The organism is Clostridium sp. CTA-1, from assembly GCF_054768215.1.
Genome location: NZ_BAAAAP010000006.1, coordinates 107,585 through 129,201, shown reverse-complemented (window position 1 = coordinate 129,201; position 21,617 = coordinate 107,585). Strand labels below are relative to the sequence as shown.

The 21,617-nt window shown below is 26.4% G+C and carries 16 protein-coding genes; 5 read left to right on the top strand and 11 right to left on the bottom strand.

All coding sequences use genetic code 11. The features are described 5' to 3' along the window. Window positions 1-127: 127 nt before the first annotated feature. From ACYUEW_RS06610 to ACYUEW_RS06580, 7 genes are all read right to left on the bottom strand, one after another. Window positions 128-2,482: an ATP-dependent DNA helicase gene (locus tag ACYUEW_RS06610; RefSeq protein WP_003488434.1), complete on the bottom strand. Its 2,355-nt coding sequence runs from the start codon at window positions 2,480-2,482 to the stop codon at window positions 128-130. A 593-nt stretch (window positions 2,483-3,075) separates the two neighbouring features. Then, the gene (serS, locus tag ACYUEW_RS06605; protein WP_045515957.1) at window positions 3,076-4,353 is read right to left on the bottom strand and encodes a serine--tRNA ligase; all 1,278 of its coding nucleotides are present in this window, start codon (window positions 4,351-4,353) and stop codon (window positions 3,076-3,078) included. Window positions 4,354-4,748: 395 nt separating this feature from the next. Then, window positions 4,749-5,543 (bottom strand): Na-translocating system protein MpsC family protein, encoded by a 795-nt coding sequence (locus tag ACYUEW_RS06600; protein WP_003488432.1) that lies wholly within the window; start codon window positions 5,541-5,543, stop codon window positions 4,749-4,751. Window positions 5,544-5,757: 214 nt separating this feature from the next. After that, window positions 5,758-7,788, bottom strand: coding sequence for a methyl-accepting chemotaxis protein (locus ACYUEW_RS06595; protein WP_460276488.1), 2,031 nt, complete (start codon window positions 7,786-7,788; stop codon window positions 5,758-5,760). A gap of 35 nt (window positions 7,789-7,823) precedes the next feature. Then, on the bottom strand, window positions 7,824-8,408 hold the full coding sequence (locus tag ACYUEW_RS06590; protein ID WP_042386125.1) for an HD-GYP domain-containing protein: 585 nt from the start codon (window positions 8,406-8,408) through the stop codon (window positions 7,824-7,826). A 295-nt stretch (window positions 8,409-8,703) separates the two neighbouring features. Continuing rightward, window positions 8,704-9,951, bottom strand: coding sequence for a response regulator (locus tag ACYUEW_RS06585; RefSeq protein ID WP_003488429.1), 1,248 nt, complete (start codon window positions 9,949-9,951; stop codon window positions 8,704-8,706). A gap of 512 nt (window positions 9,952-10,463) precedes the next feature. Next, on the bottom strand, window positions 10,464-11,408 hold the full coding sequence (locus tag ACYUEW_RS06580) for an alpha/beta hydrolase (protein WP_043031299.1): 945 nt from the start codon (window positions 11,406-11,408) through the stop codon (window positions 10,464-10,466). A 306-nt stretch (window positions 11,409-11,714) separates the two neighbouring features. Between ACYUEW_RS06580 and ACYUEW_RS06575 the strand changes: the two genes are divergently transcribed. Continuing rightward, window positions 11,715-13,955 (top strand): SH3 domain-containing protein, encoded by a 2,241-nt coding sequence (locus ACYUEW_RS06575; RefSeq protein ID WP_460276487.1) that lies wholly within the window; start codon window positions 11,715-11,717, stop codon window positions 13,953-13,955. 149 nt (window positions 13,956-14,104) lie between these two features. Here ACYUEW_RS06575 and ACYUEW_RS06570 read toward each other — a convergent pair whose 3' ends face one another. Then, window positions 14,105-15,055, bottom strand: a complete 951-nt coding sequence (locus tag ACYUEW_RS06570) for a response regulator (protein ID WP_042386118.1) — start codon at window positions 15,053-15,055, stop codon at window positions 14,105-14,107. Window positions 15,056-15,116: 61 nt separating this feature from the next. Then, window positions 15,117-15,860 carry an elongation factor P 5-aminopentanone reductase gene (gene ymfI / locus ACYUEW_RS06565; RefSeq protein ID WP_003488425.1) on the bottom strand — a complete coding sequence of 248 codons (744 nt, stop codon included), beginning with the start codon at window positions 15,858-15,860 and terminating at the stop codon, window positions 15,117-15,119. Window positions 15,861-16,232: 372 nt separating this feature from the next. Here ymfI and tpx point away from each other — a divergent pair, with 372 nt between their 5' ends. Then, window positions 16,233-16,727: a thiol peroxidase gene (gene tpx / locus ACYUEW_RS06560; RefSeq protein WP_003488423.1), complete on the top strand. Its 495-nt coding sequence runs from the start codon at window positions 16,233-16,235 to the stop codon at window positions 16,725-16,727. Window positions 16,728-16,823: 96 nt separating this feature from the next. Here the strand turns inward: tpx and ACYUEW_RS06555 are convergent, their stop codons facing one another. Both ACYUEW_RS06555 and trmB read right to left on the bottom strand, forming a co-directional pair. Next, complete coding sequence (locus tag ACYUEW_RS06555) at window positions 16,824-17,087, bottom strand: DUF3892 domain-containing protein (protein ID WP_003356414.1); 264 nt, start codon at window positions 17,085-17,087, stop codon at window positions 16,824-16,826. Window positions 17,088-17,305: 218 nt separating this feature from the next. Then, complete coding sequence (trmB, locus tag ACYUEW_RS06550; protein WP_460276486.1) at window positions 17,306-17,959, bottom strand: tRNA (guanosine(46)-N7)-methyltransferase TrmB; 654 nt, start codon at window positions 17,957-17,959, stop codon at window positions 17,306-17,308. A 261-nt stretch (window positions 17,960-18,220) separates the two neighbouring features. Here trmB and ACYUEW_RS06545 point away from each other — a divergent pair, with 261 nt between their 5' ends. The 3 genes from ACYUEW_RS06545 (at window position 18,221) to ACYUEW_RS06535 (ending at window position 21,509) form a co-directional block, all read left to right on the top strand. Beyond that, on the top strand, window positions 18,221-19,543 hold the full coding sequence (locus tag ACYUEW_RS06545; RefSeq protein ID WP_460276485.1) for a hypothetical protein: 1,323 nt from the start codon (window positions 18,221-18,223) through the stop codon (window positions 19,541-19,543). 126 nt (window positions 19,544-19,669) lie between these two features. Continuing rightward, the gene (locus tag ACYUEW_RS06540; protein WP_042386453.1) at window positions 19,670-20,932 is read left to right on the top strand and encodes an ArsB/NhaD family transporter; all 1,263 of its coding nucleotides are present in this window, start codon (window positions 19,670-19,672) and stop codon (window positions 20,930-20,932) included. A 106-nt stretch (window positions 20,933-21,038) separates the two neighbouring features. Then, on the top strand, window positions 21,039-21,509 hold the full coding sequence (locus tag ACYUEW_RS06535) for a hypothetical protein (protein ID WP_003488415.1): 471 nt from the start codon (window positions 21,039-21,041) through the stop codon (window positions 21,507-21,509). The last annotated feature ends 108 nt before the right edge of the window (window positions 21,510-21,617 follow it).

The following is a 21,617-nucleotide window of genomic DNA, read 5'->3' as shown; positions in this document are numbered from 1 at the left end:
ATTTCTCTCTTACTTATACATATCTTAATACAATTTTAAATGATTATCGTTATCAATATCTCCTCCAAAAAATAAAAATGCTCCAAAAATTAAATTTAGAACATTTCATTTCATAATATATATTATATTAATTCCAAAACTCCTTTAAAGCCGTTTCTAACTCTCTCTTATTCTTTACACTAATATTAGGATACCAGTGTTTAGGAAATAGATTCTTATAGGAATAACTATTAAATCGTTCATCAATAAGTAATATTATTCCTTTATCTATCTCTGTTCTTATTACCCTACCAGCAGCCTGCATAACTTTAGTCATCCCTGGATAAATATATGAGTACTGGAAGCCAGATTGTAATTTATCATCATAATAATTCTTTATTAGATTTCTTTCTACACATATTTGTGGTAATCCTACTCCTATTATTATAGCTCCTATTACTTTATCTCCTGTTAAATCAATTCCTTCTGAAAAAATACCACCTAATACACAAAAGCCTAGTACATTTTCTGTTCCTTTTTCAAATTTATTTATAAATTCTTCTCTTTCTCCATCACTCATAGAAGAATTTTGAACTATAATATTTTCTTCTGGATATTTTTCTTTATATAATGAAAAAACTTCTTTCATATATTTATAAGATGGGAAAAAAACCATGTAGTTTCCTTTTTTAATTTTGCAGGCCATATTTATATAATCACATATATTCTCATAGCTCTTGCATCTATTTTTGTATTTTGTTGAAACATTGTAACCTATTAAAATCTTATGGTTTTCTATTGGGAAAGGGGAATTTAATTTTAAAACATAATCTTCATCCCCTCCCCCTAAAACTTCTCTAAAATATTTTATAGGAGATAATGTTCCTGAAAAAAATATGCTTGCCTTTGATTTTTTCAAAGTTTCATTTAATAAACTTGAAGTATCTATAGCAAAAAGTTTAATTATAAAATCCCTATTGTATTCTTCTCCATAGGTTATATAATTATCTCCATATAATTCACATATCTTTAAAAAATATAAAGCCTCAAAATAAAAATTAAGTAATTCATCATTTATTTGAAAGTTTCCTTTCATCATAAGCACTTCAATCTCTGATGTAAAATTATTTAATAATATTTGTAATTTTTCTGGTTTCTCTTTTTCTATATAATAATTATCTAATTCATAAATTTTTTTTATGTCTAAAAGTTCATTATTTATTTTTCCTAAAATTCTATATAAAACTTTACTTTTATCTTTAATAGACTTTCTTAAATTTAAAACATTATTTTTAGATATAGCTGAAGAAAACATTTCTCTAGATCTATCTAATAAGTTATGAGCTTCATCTATTAATAATACAAAGTCATCTTTCCCCTCAGAAAAGAATCTTCTTAAATATACCCTAGGGTCAAAAGCATAATTATAATCACAAATTATTCCATCACACCATAAACTTATATCTAAAGAAAACTCAAAGGGGCAAACTCTATGTTTTAAGGCATATTCTTTAATAACAGCTTCATCTATAACATTTTCATTATTTAAAATATCTAATATAGCTTCATTTATTCTATTAAAATGACCTTTAGCAAACTCACACTTCTCTGGTGTACATTTAAATTCCTCTTTAAAGCAAATCTTTTCCTTGGAAATTAAAGTGATAACTTTAAAAGCAATGCCTTTATCTATCATGTTTTTAAAATTACTCAAAACAAAATCTCTTGTAGTATTCTTAGCTGTTAAATAAAAAATTTTATCTACTTCACCTTCTCCAATAGCCTTAATACTAGGAAATATTGTAGAAATAGTTTTTCCTATACCTGTGGGAGCTTCTATAAATATATTTTTATTCTCACTTATAGTTTTATAAACAGATACAGCTAATTTTCTTTGCCCTTCTCTGTATTCTTTAAAGGGAAACTTTAATAATTTAATGTCCCTATTTCTTTCCTGTTTAAATTTATAATTAAACTCTATCCAAACATAATATTTATGTATAATACCATAAAAAAACTCTTCTAATTCCTGTATGTTAAAAGTTTTATCTATACTTTTAATGTTTTCATTTTTAATATTATAATAAGTTAATTTAATATTAATTTTTTCAAGATTTTTATCTTTTGAATAAATATAAGCATAGCACTTAGCCTGAGCCCAATGCAGTAAATTATCTTTAATCTCATCCAAATTTCTAGTTGTAGTTTTAATCTCTTCTATAGTAATAGAGTCATTTTCTATAATAATTCCATCTGCTCTTCCCTCTACATTAAATAAAAAATTTTTATATTCTATAGAATATTTTAATAAAACTTCTTTCTCATACTCCATCATAAGTAAAGGGGTAGCACTTTCCATCCTAATTTTTTGTAATTTTTTATGTGCTTTTATTCCTTCTTGAGCTCTGCTTCCCCCTAGATATCCAATGTCAATATCTCCGTTTCTTAATATAAATTCCACTAAATTTCTAACGGATATATTCACTTCACCCTTGCATTCCATATAAATCAACCTTTTCAATATAGTTTATTAATACAAATTATATCATAAGTTTATATAAACTAATTTTTTATAACAAATTTGCATTTTATTATTTTAAATAAAAATATTATTAACTGAATCTATATTTGATTTTATAATCTTTAGACATATAACTAAGTTAGCGGTAATATTATAATTAAAGATTTTGTATAAAAAAGCGGAACAAAATCATCATTTTGTAGTTTTCCCTTTCAGTTGGAAATTACTATAACAGCTTTTAAAGTTATTAAAACAAGAACTACTTTTACAGAAGATAGATATCTAAAAAATAATAAGAATACTTTATTTGTGAACTAATATTTAAGCGTAAAATAAACAGAACGTTTACTTAGCTCTGCTCTGCAGGACGTGACATTAGAGTGTTAGCTTAAATATTAGGACACAAATATTAGTATTCTTTATTTTTATAGCTATCTATTGAACAAAAGTATTTCTTGTTTTAATTCTCAATCTTTAAAAGCTGTTAAGTCATAATTTCCTTATATTCTAAATTACTCTCCCAACGTTCATTAAGTTTAATTTGGAACCATATATTCTAAAAAAACAGACATTAATTATTTAATGACAGTCATTCCACCCATATATGGTTGTAATGCAACTGGAATATTGACAGAACCATCTGCATTTAAGTTGTTCTCTAAAAAAGCAATTAGCATTCTTGGAGGTGCAACTACAGTATTGTTTAATGTGTGCGCAAAATATTTGCCATCCTCACCATCTACACGAATTTTAAGACGGCGTGCTTGTGCATCACCTAAATTAGAGCAGCTTCCTACCTCAAAATATTTTTTCTGCCTAGGAGACCAAGCTTCTACATCAACTGATTTTACTTTTAAATCTGCCAAGTCACCAGAACAGCATTCCAAAGTTCTTACAGGAATATCCAAAGAACGGAAAAAGTCTACTGTATTTTGCCATAGCTTATCATACCACATTGTACTATCCTCCGGTTTACATACAACAATCATTTCTTGCTTTTCAAATTGATGAATTCGATATACTCCTCTTTCTTCAATACCATGTGCTCCTTTTTCCTTTCTAAAGCAAGGTGAATAACTAGTTAATGTTTGTGGTAAAGAAGCTTCCGGTAATATTGTATCAATAAATTTACCAATCATAGAATGTTCACTGGTTCCAATCAAATATAAATCTTCACCTTCTATTTTGTACATCATAGAATCCATTTCTGCAAAGCTCATAACACCAGTCACCACTTCACTACGAATCATAAAAGGTGGAATGCAATATATAAATCCTCGATTAATCATAAAGTCTCTGGCATAAGAAATCACTGCAGAATGTAGTCTGGCAATATCCCCCATCAAATAATAAAAGCCATTACCAGCAACTTTTCTAGCACTATCCAAATCAATTCCACTAAATTTCTCCATAATTTCAGTATGATAAGGAACTTCGAAATCTGGCACAATTGGTTCGCCATATCGTTGAATCTCCACATTCTCACTATCATCTTTACCGATGGGAACACTTGGATCAATAATATTTGGAATAGTAATCATAATTCTCTTTATTTTTTCTTCCAGTTCACCTTCTCTTTTTTCTAATTCAGCTAAATGATCTGAGGCCGCTGTGACTTGTTTCTTTAGTTCTTCTGCTTCTCCTTTTTTCCCCTGAGCCATTAATCCACCGATTTGTTTTGAAATCTTATTTCTCTTAGCTCTTAAAGTATCTGCTTCTGGTTTTATATTTCTCAGTTCAATATCTAAAGCAATTACTTCATCTACTAACTCCAGCTTATTATACTGAAATTTTTTCCTCATGTTTTCCTTAACAACTTCTGGATTTTCTCTTACAAATTTCAAATCTAACATAGTTTTCCCTCCTACATAAATATAAGTAATATAATAATTTTCAAACTATAAAATAAAAAACTTCCATCTCATATATAAATATGGGACGGAAGTATCCGCGTTGCCACCCAAATTACTAGTCTACCATAAGAACCAGCCACTCGACAGTAGTAAGATAAAGGGTACTAACCTTTCAGTTTATCACTAGCAGCTCCAAAAGTGGAAAGATTTAACCTTTCACCGATTCTCACCAAACATCGGCTCTCTGAAGAAATTTATAAATCGTAGCTTTTATCAACACTGTTTTTAATCTTTATCAATTATAGATTAATTATATATTCCTCTATGCTTTTTTACAAGTAAAAACTTATTTTGACTTGTAAATTTTCCTTCAATGTATTAATTTCATTATTATATTATTTAAACATATTATTTAAATTTAATTTCATTATAATTCTTTCAGTGTTTTCTATTACATTTATATTTATTTCTGAAATTTCAACAGTAAATCCAATAATATCACTAATCAAATCATTAAATTCTTTTGATACCTGCTCATAAAATACTTCCCTATAATATTCAATCAAAGCCACATTATTGTTATTTTTTATAACTGCTTTTTCCATAGGAGTTAATATATCATAAGTATTAATCTCTATAGTACTGCCACCCCAAAATACCTGAACATCTTTAGGTCCTTTTCTCGTATATTTTTTTACTAAAAAAGAGATTTTTGTTTTTATTTCTTCTGTTATTTTTAGCTTATGTTCTTTACTAAAATTCACAAATTCACATAGACTTCCTTTGTCATTTTTTCTTTTTATAACTTTTTTTAATACATTTTTTATAGCTTCTATAATTTCTTCTTTTTCTATAGGTTTTACAAGGTATTTGTCAATACCAATGTCTACACTTTTTATTATATATTCTATATCATCTACTTCAGTATTAATAATAATTCCACATTCTTGATCATAATCTCTTATCTTTTTGATCATATCTATGCCATTCATGATAGGCATTCTTAAATCAGTAATTACTATATCTGGTCTATATACCTTAAATAATTCAAAGCCTTCTTGGCCATTTTCAGCAATATATAATTTACCTGAAATTTTTTTTAATATTTTTTTTACAATAATTTGAGTTATGGCCTCATCTTCAACGTATAATATTTTAACATTATTCATTACTCGTTCAATAGCATCCATTATTTAACAAGCTCCTTATTTAAACATATTTTAAATAACTTTAATAGATTTTTAGCATATAGTAACCTTTGTTTTGCGCTATAAGAATATCAAATTAATTCTATCAAATATGTATATATTATTCAATTTTTTTGTAAAAATAAAGTTATAAACAATAAGCCAAATATTGTTTATAACTTTATTCTAATTTTATATTATATAGTTTTAAATACTTCTAAATACTTTCAAATTCATCCATTGTATCCACTAATTGTTGGGATATTTCTAAATTCTTTTCATTTTCTTTCAATATTAGTTCATTTTGTTGATTTACATTGCTTATTTTTTCTGCAATTTCACCTGAAGATTCTGCTACTTCTATTACAGATCCAGACATCTCTTCCATACCTCTTGCTATTTGTTCAATAGCTTTAGAAGTTTTTTCTGATAAATTTGAAAAATTCTCAATTAACTCTTTAACAACATTTCCATCATTTTTATACTGTACACTCATATCTATAAGCTTTTTATAATCTCTTAATACATTCTCTTCTATAAGTTCCAAAACAAATTCGGAAGAAGATGAAAGTTCACTTACTGCTTTTAATACAGTCTTAACATTAACTTGAATATTTTCAACTGCATTAGAGGATTGCTCTGCTAATTTTCTTACTTCTTCTGCTACTACTGCAAAGCCTCTACCCTGTTCTCCTGCTCTAGCAGCCTCAATAGCCGCATTTAAAGCTAATAAGTTTGTCTTTTCAGCTATACCTAAAATACTCTCAGCCATTTCAGATATATTTTCTACCACTTGAGCTTCACGAATAGCTTTTTCTAATTTTTCCTTTGAATTTTCATATATTTTTTCCACTTCACTCATTGAACTACAAGCATCTTCATTTACACTTTCTGCCTTTTCCTTAATGTTTATTGCTAAATCAAGTCCTTCTTTTGCTTTTTCCTTAGTAATATTCATATCTTCTTTGACAGAGGCAGTCATAGATGCCATTTCTTCTATTCCAGCTGAAGATTCCTCCATATTAGCAGAAATCTCTTCAGTAAATGCAGTTATTTGTTGTACCTCAGCATTTACCTTATTAAAAGTTTCTTTTGCACAATTACTGCTTTGTAATATATTTTCACTTTCATTTTTTACAGAATTTATGGTTTGATTTAATATATTGCTAGCTTCATTTAAAGCCCTGGCTGTTTCCCCAAATTCATCTTTTCTATTAATAGAATTTTTATATGTTAAATTACATTTTTCTAATTGCTCTGCATGCTCTTTCATTTTAACAAGTGGATCTTTAATATTTTTAGAAATAACATTTGATATTATCATACCTAAAATTATAAATAAGATAGTTGAAATTAGTATTACTATTCTTAATGTGTAAATATCTTTAAATAAATAATTTTTTTCAACAGCTATAGCCATAGACCATTCTGTGCCTGAAACTGGTTCATAGGCCATAAATCTTCTAACATTATTGTATTTATATTCTCCAAAACCATTTTCACCATTAATCATTTTTTTCTGAAAATTTAAAAGTTCTTTAAACTTTGAATCATTACTGTAATTTTTTAAATCATTGCCTCTCTTCAAAACTAAGTTAATATCATCATCTGCTATATAATATCCTTCTTTATTAATTACAAAACCAATTTCTTCTTTATTACTTGATTGTGCATCATTTACTAACTTATTTATATCTTTTATATCTAAAGAACCTATTAAAGCACCTACTACTTTTTTATCATCAGATTTAATAGGTGTAACTACTTTTATTAAAGCAACATTAGTGTTCTTATCTATATCACTATCTATTATAAATGTATCTCCTTTTAATATTCTATTAAAATATTCTTTATTAGATATATTTTCTACTTCATTATTGCTCATAGTATACGCATTACCCTGCAAATTTACTATTTTAAAATTCTTAAATCCCCATGATTTAGCTTCATCTGCTAATTGATACTTTTGATTTTTTAAATCCATAGATTTTATTTCTGGCCAATCGGCTATTATTTGTAATTTATCCTTTGCTTCATTCATTCTATTAGCCAAGATAGTGGATCCATTTTTAGCCTTATTTTCAAGTTGCATTTTAATATTTTTAGTTAGAGCTTTAGAGGCGCTCTTATAGGATACAATTCCTAAAATTCCACAAATCAAAATAATCAAACCCAATATTTGTATATTTATAACACTTTTTACACTTATAAAATTTTTATCCTTAGTACTTTTAAATTTAGACTTCATAAATTTCCTCCTCGTTATATATAGTTACTGACTAATTATATACATAATTGTAAGTTAAAAGAATCTGTATATATATTTTTAACAAATAATTCTAATATTTCAGGATCATATATGTTTTCTTCTTTTACCATAATCTCTAAAGCTGCTTCTCTTGTATAAGCTCTTCTATAACATCTATCTGAAGTTAAAGCCTCATATACATCTGCTATACGAAGTATTCTAGCTGCCATAGGGATAGATTTTCCCTTTAACCCATAATAACCACTACCATCAAAATTTTCATGATGAAATTTTACAACATTACAAATTTCTAAACAATATCCATATTCCCTTAGTATATCAGAACCAAACTGGGTATGTTCTTTTACAATTTCAAACTCACTATGACTTAATTTATCTTTTTTGTTTAGTATATTAGAAGGTATTCTAGCCTTTCCTATATCGTGGTTCAATGCTAATAGAACTAAATTATTACTTTGTTTTGAACTAATCTTCATCAACTCTGCAATTTTTTTCACATAGATAGCAACTCTCTTACTATGTAAAAATATTTCTAAATCTAATTTTTCATCCTTTGATATTTTCAAGGTGTTTGTTGATAAACTACTTAATTTATACATATTATTGCTCCTCCCCATCCCTATAAATTTATAAAAAACAAAAACCAACATAATTAGTCCACATATGTAAACTAATTATGTTGGCTATATCTAGCTAAATAACTCCTTATTTTCTATCTATTACACCAATCACTTATTAAATTATTAAGTAAATATTATTTTTTATTTTTATATTAACCTATATGCGGCAAAATAAATACTTATTCTCCATATATATTGCTAATATTACCTTATATTTTAATTTTATATCATTAATTCCCAAATTTCAACTAAATTAAAAATATTTTTTATAAATTTATTTATTTTTACTATAATACATCAAATCTTGCTCTAATTTATTTATATTTATTCTTATCTTTTCTACTAATTTATAAATATGCTCAATGTCACCTACTATAGCTCTTTCTTTAATCTCATTTAGCAATTTTTTCACCTCATATAAATCAAAATTTGAAGAGGCTCCCTTTAATTTATGTATTAAATTTCTTAAATTTTCTATATCTCCATCTCTTGATAACCTTATAATTTCATCCATTTGTTCTTTAGAAAATAACTCTATTATTTTATGAGCCAATTCTATTACTAACTCTTTATTACCATCTAAATTTTTTTCTAACCGCTCAAAACTACTATATATTTCTTTTTTCTTTAGCTTGATTTTACTATTATTAATTTGCCTATTGTTATTTAAATGCTTATCTATTATATATTGTAACTTATCTGAATCTATAGGCTTACTTAAATAATCATCCATACCTAATGATTTAAATTTCTTCTGTTGCTCTAAAGAATCATATGCTGTTAAAGCTACTATAGGTATTTTACTCCATTTAGGATTTTTTTTAATTATATTTGATGCATCTAATCCATTCATTATAGGCATTGATATATCCATAAAAATTAGATCATAGCTATCCTTTTCTAAAGCTACTATGGAATCTCGGCCATTAGAAACCGTTTTTGCCACCCATCCCTTTAATTCAATTAATTTACTCATTACTATTTGATTTACATTATTATCTTCTGCTATCAATATCTTAAATATATTTTTGTTACCATTATTCCCATTTAATAATTTACTATTTTTTAAATGTTCTTTATAGGTTAAATCTAACTTAGTTTTTAATACTTCTATCATTGTATTTACATTCTCTGTTATATTTAAGCAACATGCACCTACCCCTAGTATATTGTTATCTTCATCCTTTAAAGGAATTATCTCTATTTCATAAAACTCTACTTTACTACCATTAATTAGAACTTCCTCATTTGTTATAATCTTATTTCCCTTTAATGCGCTCTTCATTTTTTCTTTTATTCTTAATATTAAATTATCACTAATGTTTAAAGGACAATAGTCTTCAATTATTTCTAATATATTCATACCCACTTCTACATGAATTCCTAATAATTTTTCCATAAATTTTTTATGACTATTATTTAATTTTATATAATGAAAATCTTTATCCAAAATGAATATGGAAACATTATTTAACTCCCCCACAAATAAATTCAAAGCATTTATATCCCCATACTTTATCATAAATTTTATCCTTCCCTATACATATATTATAAATTTAAACATACTACTATAGTTTTCGAAGTTTTTACGGAAAACTTATACATATTCATATATTATAAAAGAACTATTGCCTTATAAATTATAATAAATTCTTCAATATTTTCATTTTATTTTATATAAAAATGTATTTAGGAGATTGGATTTAGAAATTCATATATTATTTTAAAGAAATGAGGCTGTCTCAAAATAGCCTTAATTTTGAAACCGTAAATATAAATAATACATTCATAAAACAATTCATTTTGCTAAGCAGTTCTAAATTTGACTCCATTAAAAATTTTTTACCCAGTAGAGGCGCCTTCCTTGTCTTCACTGCTGGGTCCTCACATCCTGTGAGAAATTACAAAAATTTTTAATTCCGTCAAATTAAGAACTATTAAAGCTCATTCATATGTTTATTACATGTATTATCTATATTTACTATATTAAAATTAAGGCTATCTTCATTATGAGACACCTTTATTAAACACCATTTATTCAATAGTTTTATTATATTTGCTATCAATCCAATTTAACACATCTTGGAACACTTCTTTTCTATTTATCTCATTTAAAATTTCATGTCTTCCTTCTTTATATAGTTTATAGTTTACATCCACTACACCTATACTTTTATAAAAATTATATAAATTTAGTATCCCTTTACCAAAATTTCCTACTGGATCTTTATCTCCTGCTATTATAAATATAGGTAAATTTATAGGTATCTTACTCTTGTTTTCTTCTTTCCATATAGACTTTAATCCTTTTAGAAAATCATGATAAAAGGAGGTCGGAAAAATCGTTCCACAGTATTCATCCTTTATATATTTATCAACCTCCCTTTCATCTCTAGTTAACCAATCGAATTCTGTTCTATTAGGTTGAAATTTTTTATTATATCCTCCAAAGGATAGATTATTTAAAAGATTACTTTTATGTTTTCTTCCTCTAAATCTCATTTCTAATTTAGCTACTAAAATCCCTATATTTATTAAGGAGCCTTGATTGCCATTAGTTCCTACTAATATAACTCCATTTAATTCTTGTCCATACAATTGTATGTATCTTTGACTTATAAAAGAACCCATACTATGACCTAATAAAAATACAGGTAATCCTTCATTTTCTTCTTTTATTATAGTATTTAATGTATGTACATCTTCTACCATGGACATAAAGCCATCTTCTTCTCCTAAGTATCCTAATTTATCTAAACTTAATGCACTTTTACCATGTCCTCTATGGTCATTTGCATAAACTATATATCCAGCTTCATTTAAATAGGAAGCTAAGCCTTCATATCTATTAGCAGTTTCAGCCATGCCATGGGATATCTGTATGACTGCCTTTATGTCTTGTTTATTATCTGGCTCCCACTTATAAACATTTATTTTTGTATCTTCTCTACCTTTAAATGAAAAACAACAACTTTTCATATGGGTCTCCCTTCCATCAAATTACTTTTTTATTAAATTCTATCAATGCTTGTAAAATTTCTTCTATATAATTTTCAAAATTGTCCTATAAAGATATATTATTAAATTTATAAAAAAAATACTACTTAAAAATACCTAATTTATAAAAATTTAATAGTGAATTAACTGTATTTTGAACTTTATACCAAAATATGGTATATTATTGTTAAAACTTTTGTTATTTCTTCTCTATGGTATAATAAAATTGTTAGAATTAACGATAAATATTAATAAATACTTATTTTAAATATGAAGGGAGGATTTTCTTTGAATAAATCAAGAAAGGCTTTTACTACTTGTGCCATATCCGCTGCTTTATTAGGACAAAATTTTTTATTTTCTCAAAACGTTCTAGCCGCTAGTGATAGCATGTACCCTAATGTTAATAGTAGTGCATATAATTCTAACAATATATTTACTCAATGCGGATTTAAAGGACAATGTACTTGGTTTACCTATGGAAGGGCTTTAGAAAAATTAAACATGAAACTTCCAAGTCAATTTTATGGTAATGCTATAGATTGGTGGTATTCTAATATTAGATCAAATACATTCTCCTATGGTTCAGAACCTCAAGCTAATTCTATAGTAGTTTGGAGTGGAGGTTCAAAAGGATATGGACATGTTGGTTTTGTAGAAAAAGTTGTAGGCGATACCATTTATTACAACGAAGGAAATGTTGAAAGAAGAGGCTATTATGATGGTTATGTAAAAACTATATCTAAACAAGCTATAAAAAATAGAGGTAACTTATTTTTAAAAGGATATATCTATTTAAATGGTAGTTCAAATAGCTCTAACAATAATAGCAATAACGACTATACTATAATAAAAACATCTAAGGTTTCTTGTTCAAGCCTTAATGTTAGAAGCAATCCTTCTCTATCATCAGCGGTTATAGGTGGTGTTTCAAAAAATCAAACTGTCTCTATTATCAGTGAAAGTAATGGATGGTCAAAAATAAAATATGGCTCTGGAATTGGTTATGTAAGCTCCCAATATTTATATGCTGGAAATAATACTATCAATTCTGGTAATGGTGGTTCTTCTAGTAATGAAAGTGTACAACCTGGTTTTGTTAAACTATCTAACAGTAGTTCATTATTGAATGTTAGAAGTTCAGCCAATTTATCTTCTAGTATAATAGGTTCCCTTAAAAATGGATCCTCTGTATCAATATTAGGTAAAACCGGTTCTTGGTATAAGATTAAATATGGTTCTAAAGTTGCTTATGTAAGTTCAAATTATATTTCATCAAGCAACAATTCTAACTCTAATTCTGATAATAATTCTAGTACTTCAACTGGTAAAGGAACTGTAAAATTATCTAGTACAAGCTCTTCATTAAACCTTAGAGATAATCCAAGTCTATCCTCTAAAATATTAGGTGGACTTTCACATGGTTCTTCTGTTGATATACTGGGTAAAACTGGTTCTTGGTATAAAATTAAATATGGTTCTAAAATTGGTTATGTAAGCAGCCAATTTATAACTACTTCCAACTCTTCAAATAGTAGCGGATCTTCCGTAACAAACCAAAAATTTGGTACCGTATATCTATCCAACAAATATTCTACTTTAAATGTAAGAAAAAATGCTGGAACAAATAGCAGTGTAATTTCATCATTAGCCTATGGAAGTAAAGTAGAAATACTATCTTCTAGCGGTGAATGGTATAAAATTAACTTTAAAAATACTACAGGTTACGTGTATAGCAAATACATAAAAGATACAGCTCAAAAAGTTGTGGCGTTTAATCAAAGTGCTACACAGGACAAAAAATATGGAGTTAAAGAAGATAATGTTACTATAAATAATAAGAGTGCTGATGTAGCAAAGTCTAATACAGAAAATGAAAAAAAATTAGTTACAATGAAATCAGAAAAAGAACAAGAACAAGAAAGAAAGAAATCATCTGAGCCAGTACAGATAAAAGTAACTGAAGAAGCTCAGAGAAAAGCAACTGAAGAGGCTCAAAGAAAAGCAGCTGAAGAAGCTCAAAGAAAAGCAACTGAAGAAGCTCAAAGAAAAGCAGCTGAAGAAGCTCAAAGAAAAGCAACTGAAGAAGCTCAAAGAAAAGCAACTGAAGAAGCCCAAAGAAAAGAAGCTGAAGTTGAGGCTTCCGAGTCTCAGTCAAAAGGACAAAGCAATGTATCAGAAAAAGCACCAGCAACACATGGAGACGTAACATCATATGCTAGACAATATCTAGGTACTCCTTATGTTTGGGGTGGAACTTCACCAAGTGGATTCGACTGTTCAGGCTTTGTACAATATGTGTATAGAAATGCAGCAGGTATATCATTACCAAGGGATACTTATGGACAAATTGGAGCAGGTTCTAGAGTTTCACAAGATCAATTACAGCCTGGTGATTTAGTATTCCCAGATGCAGGTCATGTAGGCATATATATAGGTGGTGGACAAATGATACATGCTTCAAAACCAGGTGATGTAGTAAAAATTTCATCAGTATGGGCATTTTATGCAGGAGTAAGAATAAAATAATTAACAAATCTTTATATAAATTTAAAAACTATAAAAGGATTTTAGTATGAATAAAAGGCCTACCTGCAAAATAATTGCTGGGAGGCCTTTGCTTCTTTTGATTACTCTTTATTTTAAAATAACAATAAAATTTTTCCTAATTATTATTATTATTTTAATTTTATATTTTCCCTCATCTTATCCATAAGTTTATCTAAAAGTTCCTCTACAGTATCTCCATCTACAGGATAAGTTACATTTCCATATCCTACATGATATTGTGATAATTGAGGATAAATTAAAGAAAGCATTTTATATTTTTCTTGTATTTTATTTTTCATATCTTCAACTTTATCTTCATCACAATTTGGCAATACACCTACAAAAGTTAATAAACCATGTTTTGTTATAAAATTTGGACCTTTAAAAATATCTTTTATTCCTTTATAAAAAACATCTGTTAATGTTATATAACTTTCTTTTACATCTATTTTTTCTTCCTCATCTGTATTTTTTATAAGAGTAAATATAACTGAAGAAACTTTTGTGTTATCTGTTTTAGCTTTATTTAATTCATCAACAAAATAAATTTTAAACTCTTCCGGTAATTCTTCTTCCTTAACATTGAGATCTATAATTTCTTTTTCTTTAAAAACTTCTTCTTTAACTTCATTAGTATTTTCATTATCTTCATTAATATATATTTTTTGAACTTTAGATTCCTTTTCTGTTGATACTTGTTCTTTACTACCTTTACTTTCTTTTATAGTTTTAACTATTCTATCTAATAGAACTTTATTATCAAAAGGTTTTAATATATAATCTGAAATACCTTCTCTTATTACCTTTGCAAAGGCATCTCTAGTGTTTACCTTAGTTAATATAACTATAGGAATGTCCACATTTCTTTCTCTTATTTTTTCAACTACCTCAAATCCATCTTCCCTAGTTAAACCTAACTCTAGTATTATCAAATCTATATTATCCTTTTTTTCATAAAGCTTATTAAAAAATTCAAAGGAAGTAGAAGCCTCATAAACTTTTATGTCTTTTTCCTCTAAAAGATCTTTAACTCTGTATCTCATATAACTCATATCATCTAATATTATAATATTTTGCACACTTATCACTCTCATATTTAAATTATTTTTTATACTTTGAAATTTTTATGTTTAATATTAATTAACACATAGCTCCATCTATTGTTATGATTTGTCCATTTACATAAGAAGAATCTTTACTACTTAAAAATACAACAACCTTCCCTACTTCTTCTCCTTCTCCCAATCTCATAAGTGGAATTTCATCTTTAAGACTATTTAAATCTTCCTCACATAAAGAACTATTCATATCTGTATTTATAACTCCAGGCGCTACAGCATTTACTCTTATGTTGTTAGGACCAAGTTCCTTAGCTAATGCCTTTGTAAAAGCATTTATCCCCCCTTTTGAAGCTGAATAAATAACTTCACAAGATGCCCCTATATTTCCCCACATAGATGACACATTTATAATAGTTCCTTCTCCTTTATCTAACATGTATTTAACTACATTATGGCTGCAGTTAAATACTCCTTTTAAATTAGTATTTATTATATTATCCCAATCATTTTCATCCATATCTATAAATAGTCCTATTTTAGCTATACCGGCATTATTAACTAAAATATCTATTTTACCAAATTTATTTATTGCAAATTCTACTAATTCCTTTGAACTATTATAATTTGAAACATCTGCCTTACATACATATCCATATCCCCCTAAGTCTTTAATTAAACTTAAAGTTTCTAGGGCATCTTCTTTGTTTTTGTTATAATTTATAATTACATTAGCACCAGCCTTTGTAAGCTCTAAAGCTATACTTCTACCAATACCTCTAGAACCACCTGTAATTATTGCAACTTTTCCTATTAAATTTACCATTTTTATCTCTCCCTTTAATTATCTATTAAAACCAATAATTCTTTAGTGCAATTTTTAATTTAATTAAATTTTTTTTATTATATTTATGTTGTATTTTTATAAATACTTTTACATAACTTATAATATTAAGAGCATTTATAATTTGACTTATTAATTACAATATTTATCAAATTTATATTAACATTAAGTTCTTTTACTGACAAACTTATTTATAATATAATGTAAGTTTATTAGTAAAAACTATATTATATTGTAATTGTTTTCTAATTATTTTAAAATATCATAAAATTCATTGCATAATGAAAAATTTTATGATATGCTTTTAATAAATATTAATTATTTTTTAATATGAATTATCAGGAGGTAATATAAATGGAAATAAAATTTATGGGAAACCCAATAACCCTTGAAGGAAATGAATTAAAAGTTGGAGATATGGCACCAGACTTTACTGCTATAGACAATAATATGAAACCAGTTTCTTTAAAGGATACCAAAGGTGTGCGAATACTTTCCGTAGTACCTTCTTTAGATACTGAAGTTTGTGATCTTGAGACAAGAACATTTAATTCAAAAGCTGCTGAAATTCCAAATGTAACTATTTATACCATATCTATGGATTTACCTTTTGCACAGGCTAGATGGTGTGGAGCTCATGGTGTAGATAAAGTTATAACTTTATCTGATTTTAAGGATAGATTAGTAGGTAAAAATTATGGCACATATATAAAAGAATTAGGTTTATTAACAAGAGCTGTTTTTGTAATAGATAGTAATAATAAAATAACTTTTGTTGAATATGTACCAGAAGTTACAAGTCAACCAAATTTTGATAAAGTATTAGAAGCTGCCAAAGCTTCTCAATAATATAAAATAAAACTTATTTAAACATATATATTAAAACAGGTATTTCTTAATTTGTAGAAATACCTGTTTTAATATTATTTAAAAGAATACTAAAATTTATTCAAATGAGTTTTGTTTTACAGTTGGTAATGTTTGAAGATCTATTCCGCCAGTTTTTTCTGGTATACCATGTAAATATTGTTCTCCATTTTGAGCTGTACCTATAACTACATCATTTATTTCTCCCTCTGCCGCTCTTTCTATAGCCTGTTCTTTAGTTAATAATTCACCATTATTTAATTTATAACCAGTTACAGCACCTTTTCCATCTTTTACTAGAGCTACAATATCTTTACCAAAATTATTGTTACCACCAATCATAATAACACCTCCAATTAAGGATATGTTATTATGTTTCCCAATAAAAATATATTTATATATTTTATAAATATATTTTTTAAAATTCTCTAATTAATTTCTAGTATTATTTTTAAATTTATGTATTAGCCCTCTTTACTTTTCTAAAATGGTTTTCACAAAATCTAACATCTATCCTATGGCAAATAATTTATACTATAGCTCATTACATATAAATTCTTTTATGATAACCTAGCTCTTAAAAACATTATTTTCATTCCCATAGATTCAAATTTTGTTTCATATTCTGTTTTTATATTTTCTTTAAAGTCACTATTATGAAGATCATATGTGATGTATTCTATATTAAATCCACTTTCCTTAAAATATTCCTGTGAATCCTCAAAAAGTTCTTTATCATCAGTTTTAAACCATATTTCTGTATTTGGTTTTAAAAATTTTTTATATTCTGTTAGCAATTTCGTATGAGTTAATCTTCTTTTATTATGTCTTTCTTTTGGCCAAGGATTGCAAAAGTTTATATATATTTTACTTATTTCATCTTTATCAAATACTTCTGCTATTCCCATTATATTCATTGTAATAAATTTTATATTTTTAAGTTTTCTTTCAACTTCTTCTTCTTTTTCTTCAACTTTTCTTATAGCATAAACTATAACTTCATCTTTTAAATCTATTCCTACATAATTTATATCTTTATTTTTTTCTACTAATTGTGATATAAATCCTCCTCTTCCACAACCTAATTCTAAATGTATTTCATTATTATTATTAAATTCCTCATTCCATCTTCCTTTTAGTTCTTTAGGTTCATCTGCAAATTTATCACTAGCTTCTATCTCTGGTCTTGCCCACCATTTCTTTCTAAGTCTCATCTTTTAACCTCCAGATATTTTTAATCTATTACTGAAATATTATATCATAACATCTATTATTATTAGTAATCTATAATTTAATTATATTTTAAAATACAACTTCACCATGCTGTAATTATTCTAACAAGTAACTACAAGACTAGTACTTCCCTCACATTATGTTTATTATTTACTATAATAATTTAAGTAAGCTCATTATATGGCGATAATTATACTATTTAGTAGAATTATTATTGGAAGGATTATATAGGAACATATATTATGAATAATTTTTTAGAAGAATTAAAAACCACTAAAGTTATAAGCAAAAATGATATTGARAAAATCAAGAAATTTATAAATATTAAGTATAAAGATGAAGATAGCAAAAAAAAAGCTTATATGGTATCTTCTACTATTCATAATATTATTGAAAGTAAAATAGATTTCTTTCCAAAATCAATACAGAAAGATTTCAAAAATACTATTTTAAAAAATACTTTTTTAAATGATAAAGATTCCATTTATTTATGGGATATCTTTTATTCTTATATAGATTATGCAGATTTTAAAAAAGAAAACCTAGAAATATTATTAAATTGGACTAATATTAATATAAAAAATAAAACTGATAAAGAATCTTTAGTAAATTGTTTATATAGAAATAATTTACTAAAATATGATGAAAAAAATACTAAAATTAAAGATACTTCTAGTTCTAGTTCTAGTTCTAGTTCTAGTTCTAGTTCTAGTTCTAGTTCTAGTTCTAGTTCTAGTTCTAGTTCTAGTTCTAAAGATTCTAGCACTAAGCTCTCAAATGAACAACCTGATATAAAAATTAAAAAGGATGATTCTATTTATCTACAAAATATCCATACAGAATTTAATAATAATGTTATTAATATTAAACAAAATCCAACAAATATAATAAATGATAAATATAATCCTAAAAATATTACTAAAAAACTCAATATAGATCTTTTATATAAAAATAATATATTTAAACTTTATAATAACTCTATTGCTTTTGCATTAACTATATTATTTATTTCTTTAATATCTATATATTTATTAAATATAAATACTAGCATTAAAACTAATAGTAAAAATATTATTGTTTATGAGAATAAAAATGTTAAAACTAAAAAAAATAATACTCTTGATAAAAATAAGCATCTACCCCAATATGTTAAATATAAAACTTTAAATAATGAAAAACTGAAGAAATATTTATATACCAAAAACTCTTTATTAGCAGACGAACCTTATTTTTCATCTATAATAGCATCTGCAGAGGAATTTGATATAAATCCTTTAATATTGTTTGCAATAACTGGACAAGAACAAGGCTTTGTCCCTAAAAACAATAAGTCTGCTAAAAAAATAGGAAATAATCCATTCAATGTTTTTCATAGTTGGAAGGAGTATAATTCTGATATTAAAGATTCCTCTAGAATAGCAGGAAGAACTGTATTTAATTTATTAAATACTATGCCTAAAGGACAAGATCCTTTTAAATGGGTGAACAATACATATGCTGAAGATGTTAATTGGTGGAAGGGTGTTAAATCCTTATTTAATGAATTAGAAAAAGCGGTAAAATAAGAAATCTTTGTTAAATATATAATTAATTGAAAAGGGGTTTATTTATTTCCAAATTAGTATTAAAATCTAGAGGTACATACTAAAATTTTTTATAGGGGGATGATTAAAATACTTAATAATTTTAACATGATGCTTCCAGCAATTATATTTATAATAGTTTATGGATTAATTATTTCGGAAAGGGTGAACAGGGTTGTTGCTTCTCTAAGTGGAGCTGCTATTATGCTCATATTAAAATTAATTACCCAAGAAAAAGCTTTCTTAAAAATTGATTTTAATACTATAGGCTTATTAATTGGGATGATGATTATAGTAAATATAACTAAAAGAACAGGTATCTTTGAATATATAGCTATAAAAGCAGCTAAATTTTCTAAGGGGAATCCTATTAAAATATTAATACTATTTTCTGTAATAACTGCTGTTTTATCTGGAGTATTAGACAACGTTACTACTGTGCTTTTAATAGTACCTGTAACTTTGGTTATAACTAAAACATTAGAAATAGATCCAATTCCTTTTTTAATGTGTGAAATATTTGCATCTAACATAGGAGGCACTGCTACTTTAATAGGAGATCCACCAAACTTAATGATAGGAAGTGCTGCAGGATTAAGCTTTTTAGATTTTGTTAAAAACTTAGCTCCTGTAATTATAATAATACTTATAGTTACATTATTAGGAATAAACCAATTATATAAAAATTCTATGCAAACTTCTGAAGAGGATAAGAAAAAAATTATGGCTTTAGATGAAAGTAAAGCTATTCGTGATAGGTCTCTTATGAAAAAATGTCTAACAGTACTATTTTTAACTTTAGTAGGATTCCTAACTCATAGTTATTTGGGTTTTGAATCTGCAACTATCGCCATAGCTGGTTCTGCTATATTATTAGCTATAAGCAAGGTAGAACCAGATGAAATACTACAAGAAACAGAATGGGGTACTATATTCTTTTTCATAGGTTTATTTATAATGACTGGGGTTTTAGAAGATGTTGGCATCATGGAGGTCTTAGCACAAAAAACCTTGTCACTAACAAAAGGCAACCTAGTTATGACGGGAATATTTGTGCTTTGGATATCTGCTATTGCCTCTGCATTTATAGATAATATTCCTTTTGTAGCTACTATGATACCTTTAATAAAAGCTATGGGCACCATGGGCGGTATGAATATAACTCCACTTTGGTGGGCATTATCTTTGGGTGCTTGTCTTGGTGGAAATGGAACTATGATCGGAGCTTCTGCTAATCTAGTAGTAATTGGCATAGCAGAAAAAAGTGGTTATAAAATTTCTTTTAAGGACTACTTTAAACTTGGATTTCCTGTAATGTTAGTGTCAATAATAATATGTACTGCTTATCTTTTAATGTTTTTTTTGAAATGATTCTAAAATTATTTTATAATATTTTGAAAATTGTGGATATTAATACTTGCTTAATGGTATAATATAAACAAAGGATAACTCACTTAGTTTATAGGGGGGCTTTTAAATGGACAATTATATGAAAGTTAAAAATTCAATGTTAACTTTTTTATTAGAACAAATGGGAGCTAAAATTCATAGAATCACAGGAATAGTATGCTATGTTGAATTCACCATACACTCTGTCATTATAAAATATATGTATCACTTAGATAAAAAAAATAAATACTTCTTAGAAAGAATTTCTCCCTACAATGTAGCTATTGGACAGTTTGAGAAAGAAGAAGATGTGATAAACACCATAAAAATAGATATATCTAAGTTTGAAAATGCAAAAAATAGTAATAAATTTAATAAATTTATTAATACTGGGAAAGATTTTGTTGATATAGTTAAATCTTTTGAAGATCTTTATTTACACTATAATGTTTCAAAATATGATTTAGCTGATATACAGCAAAATATAGAAAGCCTAAAAGAAAAGTTAGAAGAAGTATCTACTAAAGCTGATGTAGTTTATGATAAGCCTACAAAATAACTGAAGATTATTAAACTAAAGATAATTTATAATGTATGAAAGTATAAAAACTATAATACTAGTAAACTATTAAAGTCTAGGAACCTATTTTTCAAATATATGTTCCTA

Excerpts from the sequence above, each read along its gene's own strand:
- ACYUEW_RS06540 (WP_042386453.1), top strand. The coding sequence starts at position 19,670 with ATGATGCTTCCAGCAATTATATTTATAATAGTTTATGGATTAATTATT.
- tpx (WP_003488423.1), top strand. The coding sequence starts at position 16,233 with ATGGAAATAAAATTTATGGGAAACCCAATAACCCTTGAAGGAAATGAA.
- ACYUEW_RS06580 (WP_043031299.1), bottom strand. The coding sequence starts at position 11,408 with ATGAAAAGTTGTTGTTTTTCATTTAAAGGTAGAGAAGATACAAAAATA.
- ymfI (WP_003488425.1), bottom strand. The coding sequence starts at position 15,860 with ATGGTAAATTTAATAGGAAAAGTTGCAATAATTACAGGTGGTTCTAGA.
- ACYUEW_RS06535 (WP_003488415.1), top strand. The coding sequence starts at position 21,039 with ATGGACAATTATATGAAAGTTAAAAATTCAATGTTAACTTTTTTATTA.
- ACYUEW_RS06555 (WP_003356414.1), bottom strand. The coding sequence starts at position 17,087 with ATGATTGGTGGTAACAATAATTTTGGTAAAGATATTGTAGCTCTAGTA.
- trmB (WP_460276486.1), bottom strand. The coding sequence starts at position 17,959 with ATGAGACTTAGAAAGAAATGGTGGGCAAGACCAGAGATAGAAGCTAGT.
- ACYUEW_RS06610 (WP_003488434.1), bottom strand. The coding sequence starts at position 2,482 with ATGGAATGCAAGGGTGAAGTGAATATATCCGTTAGAAATTTAGTGGAA.
- ACYUEW_RS06595 (WP_460276488.1), bottom strand. The coding sequence starts at position 7,788 with ATGAAGTCTAAATTTAAAAGTACTAAGGATAAAAATTTTATAAGTGTA.
- serS (WP_045515957.1), bottom strand. The coding sequence starts at position 4,353 with ATGTTAGATTTGAAATTTGTAAGAGAAAATCCAGAAGTTGTTAAGGAA.
- ACYUEW_RS06600 (WP_003488432.1), bottom strand. The coding sequence starts at position 5,543 with ATGGATGCTATTGAACGAGTAATGAATAATGTTAAAATATTATACGTT.
- ACYUEW_RS06590 (WP_042386125.1), bottom strand. The coding sequence starts at position 8,408 with ATGTATAAATTAAGTAGTTTATCAACAAACACCTTGAAAATATCAAAG.
- ACYUEW_RS06585 (WP_003488429.1), bottom strand. The coding sequence starts at position 9,951 with ATGATAAAGTATGGGGATATAAATGCTTTGAATTTATTTGTGGGGGAG.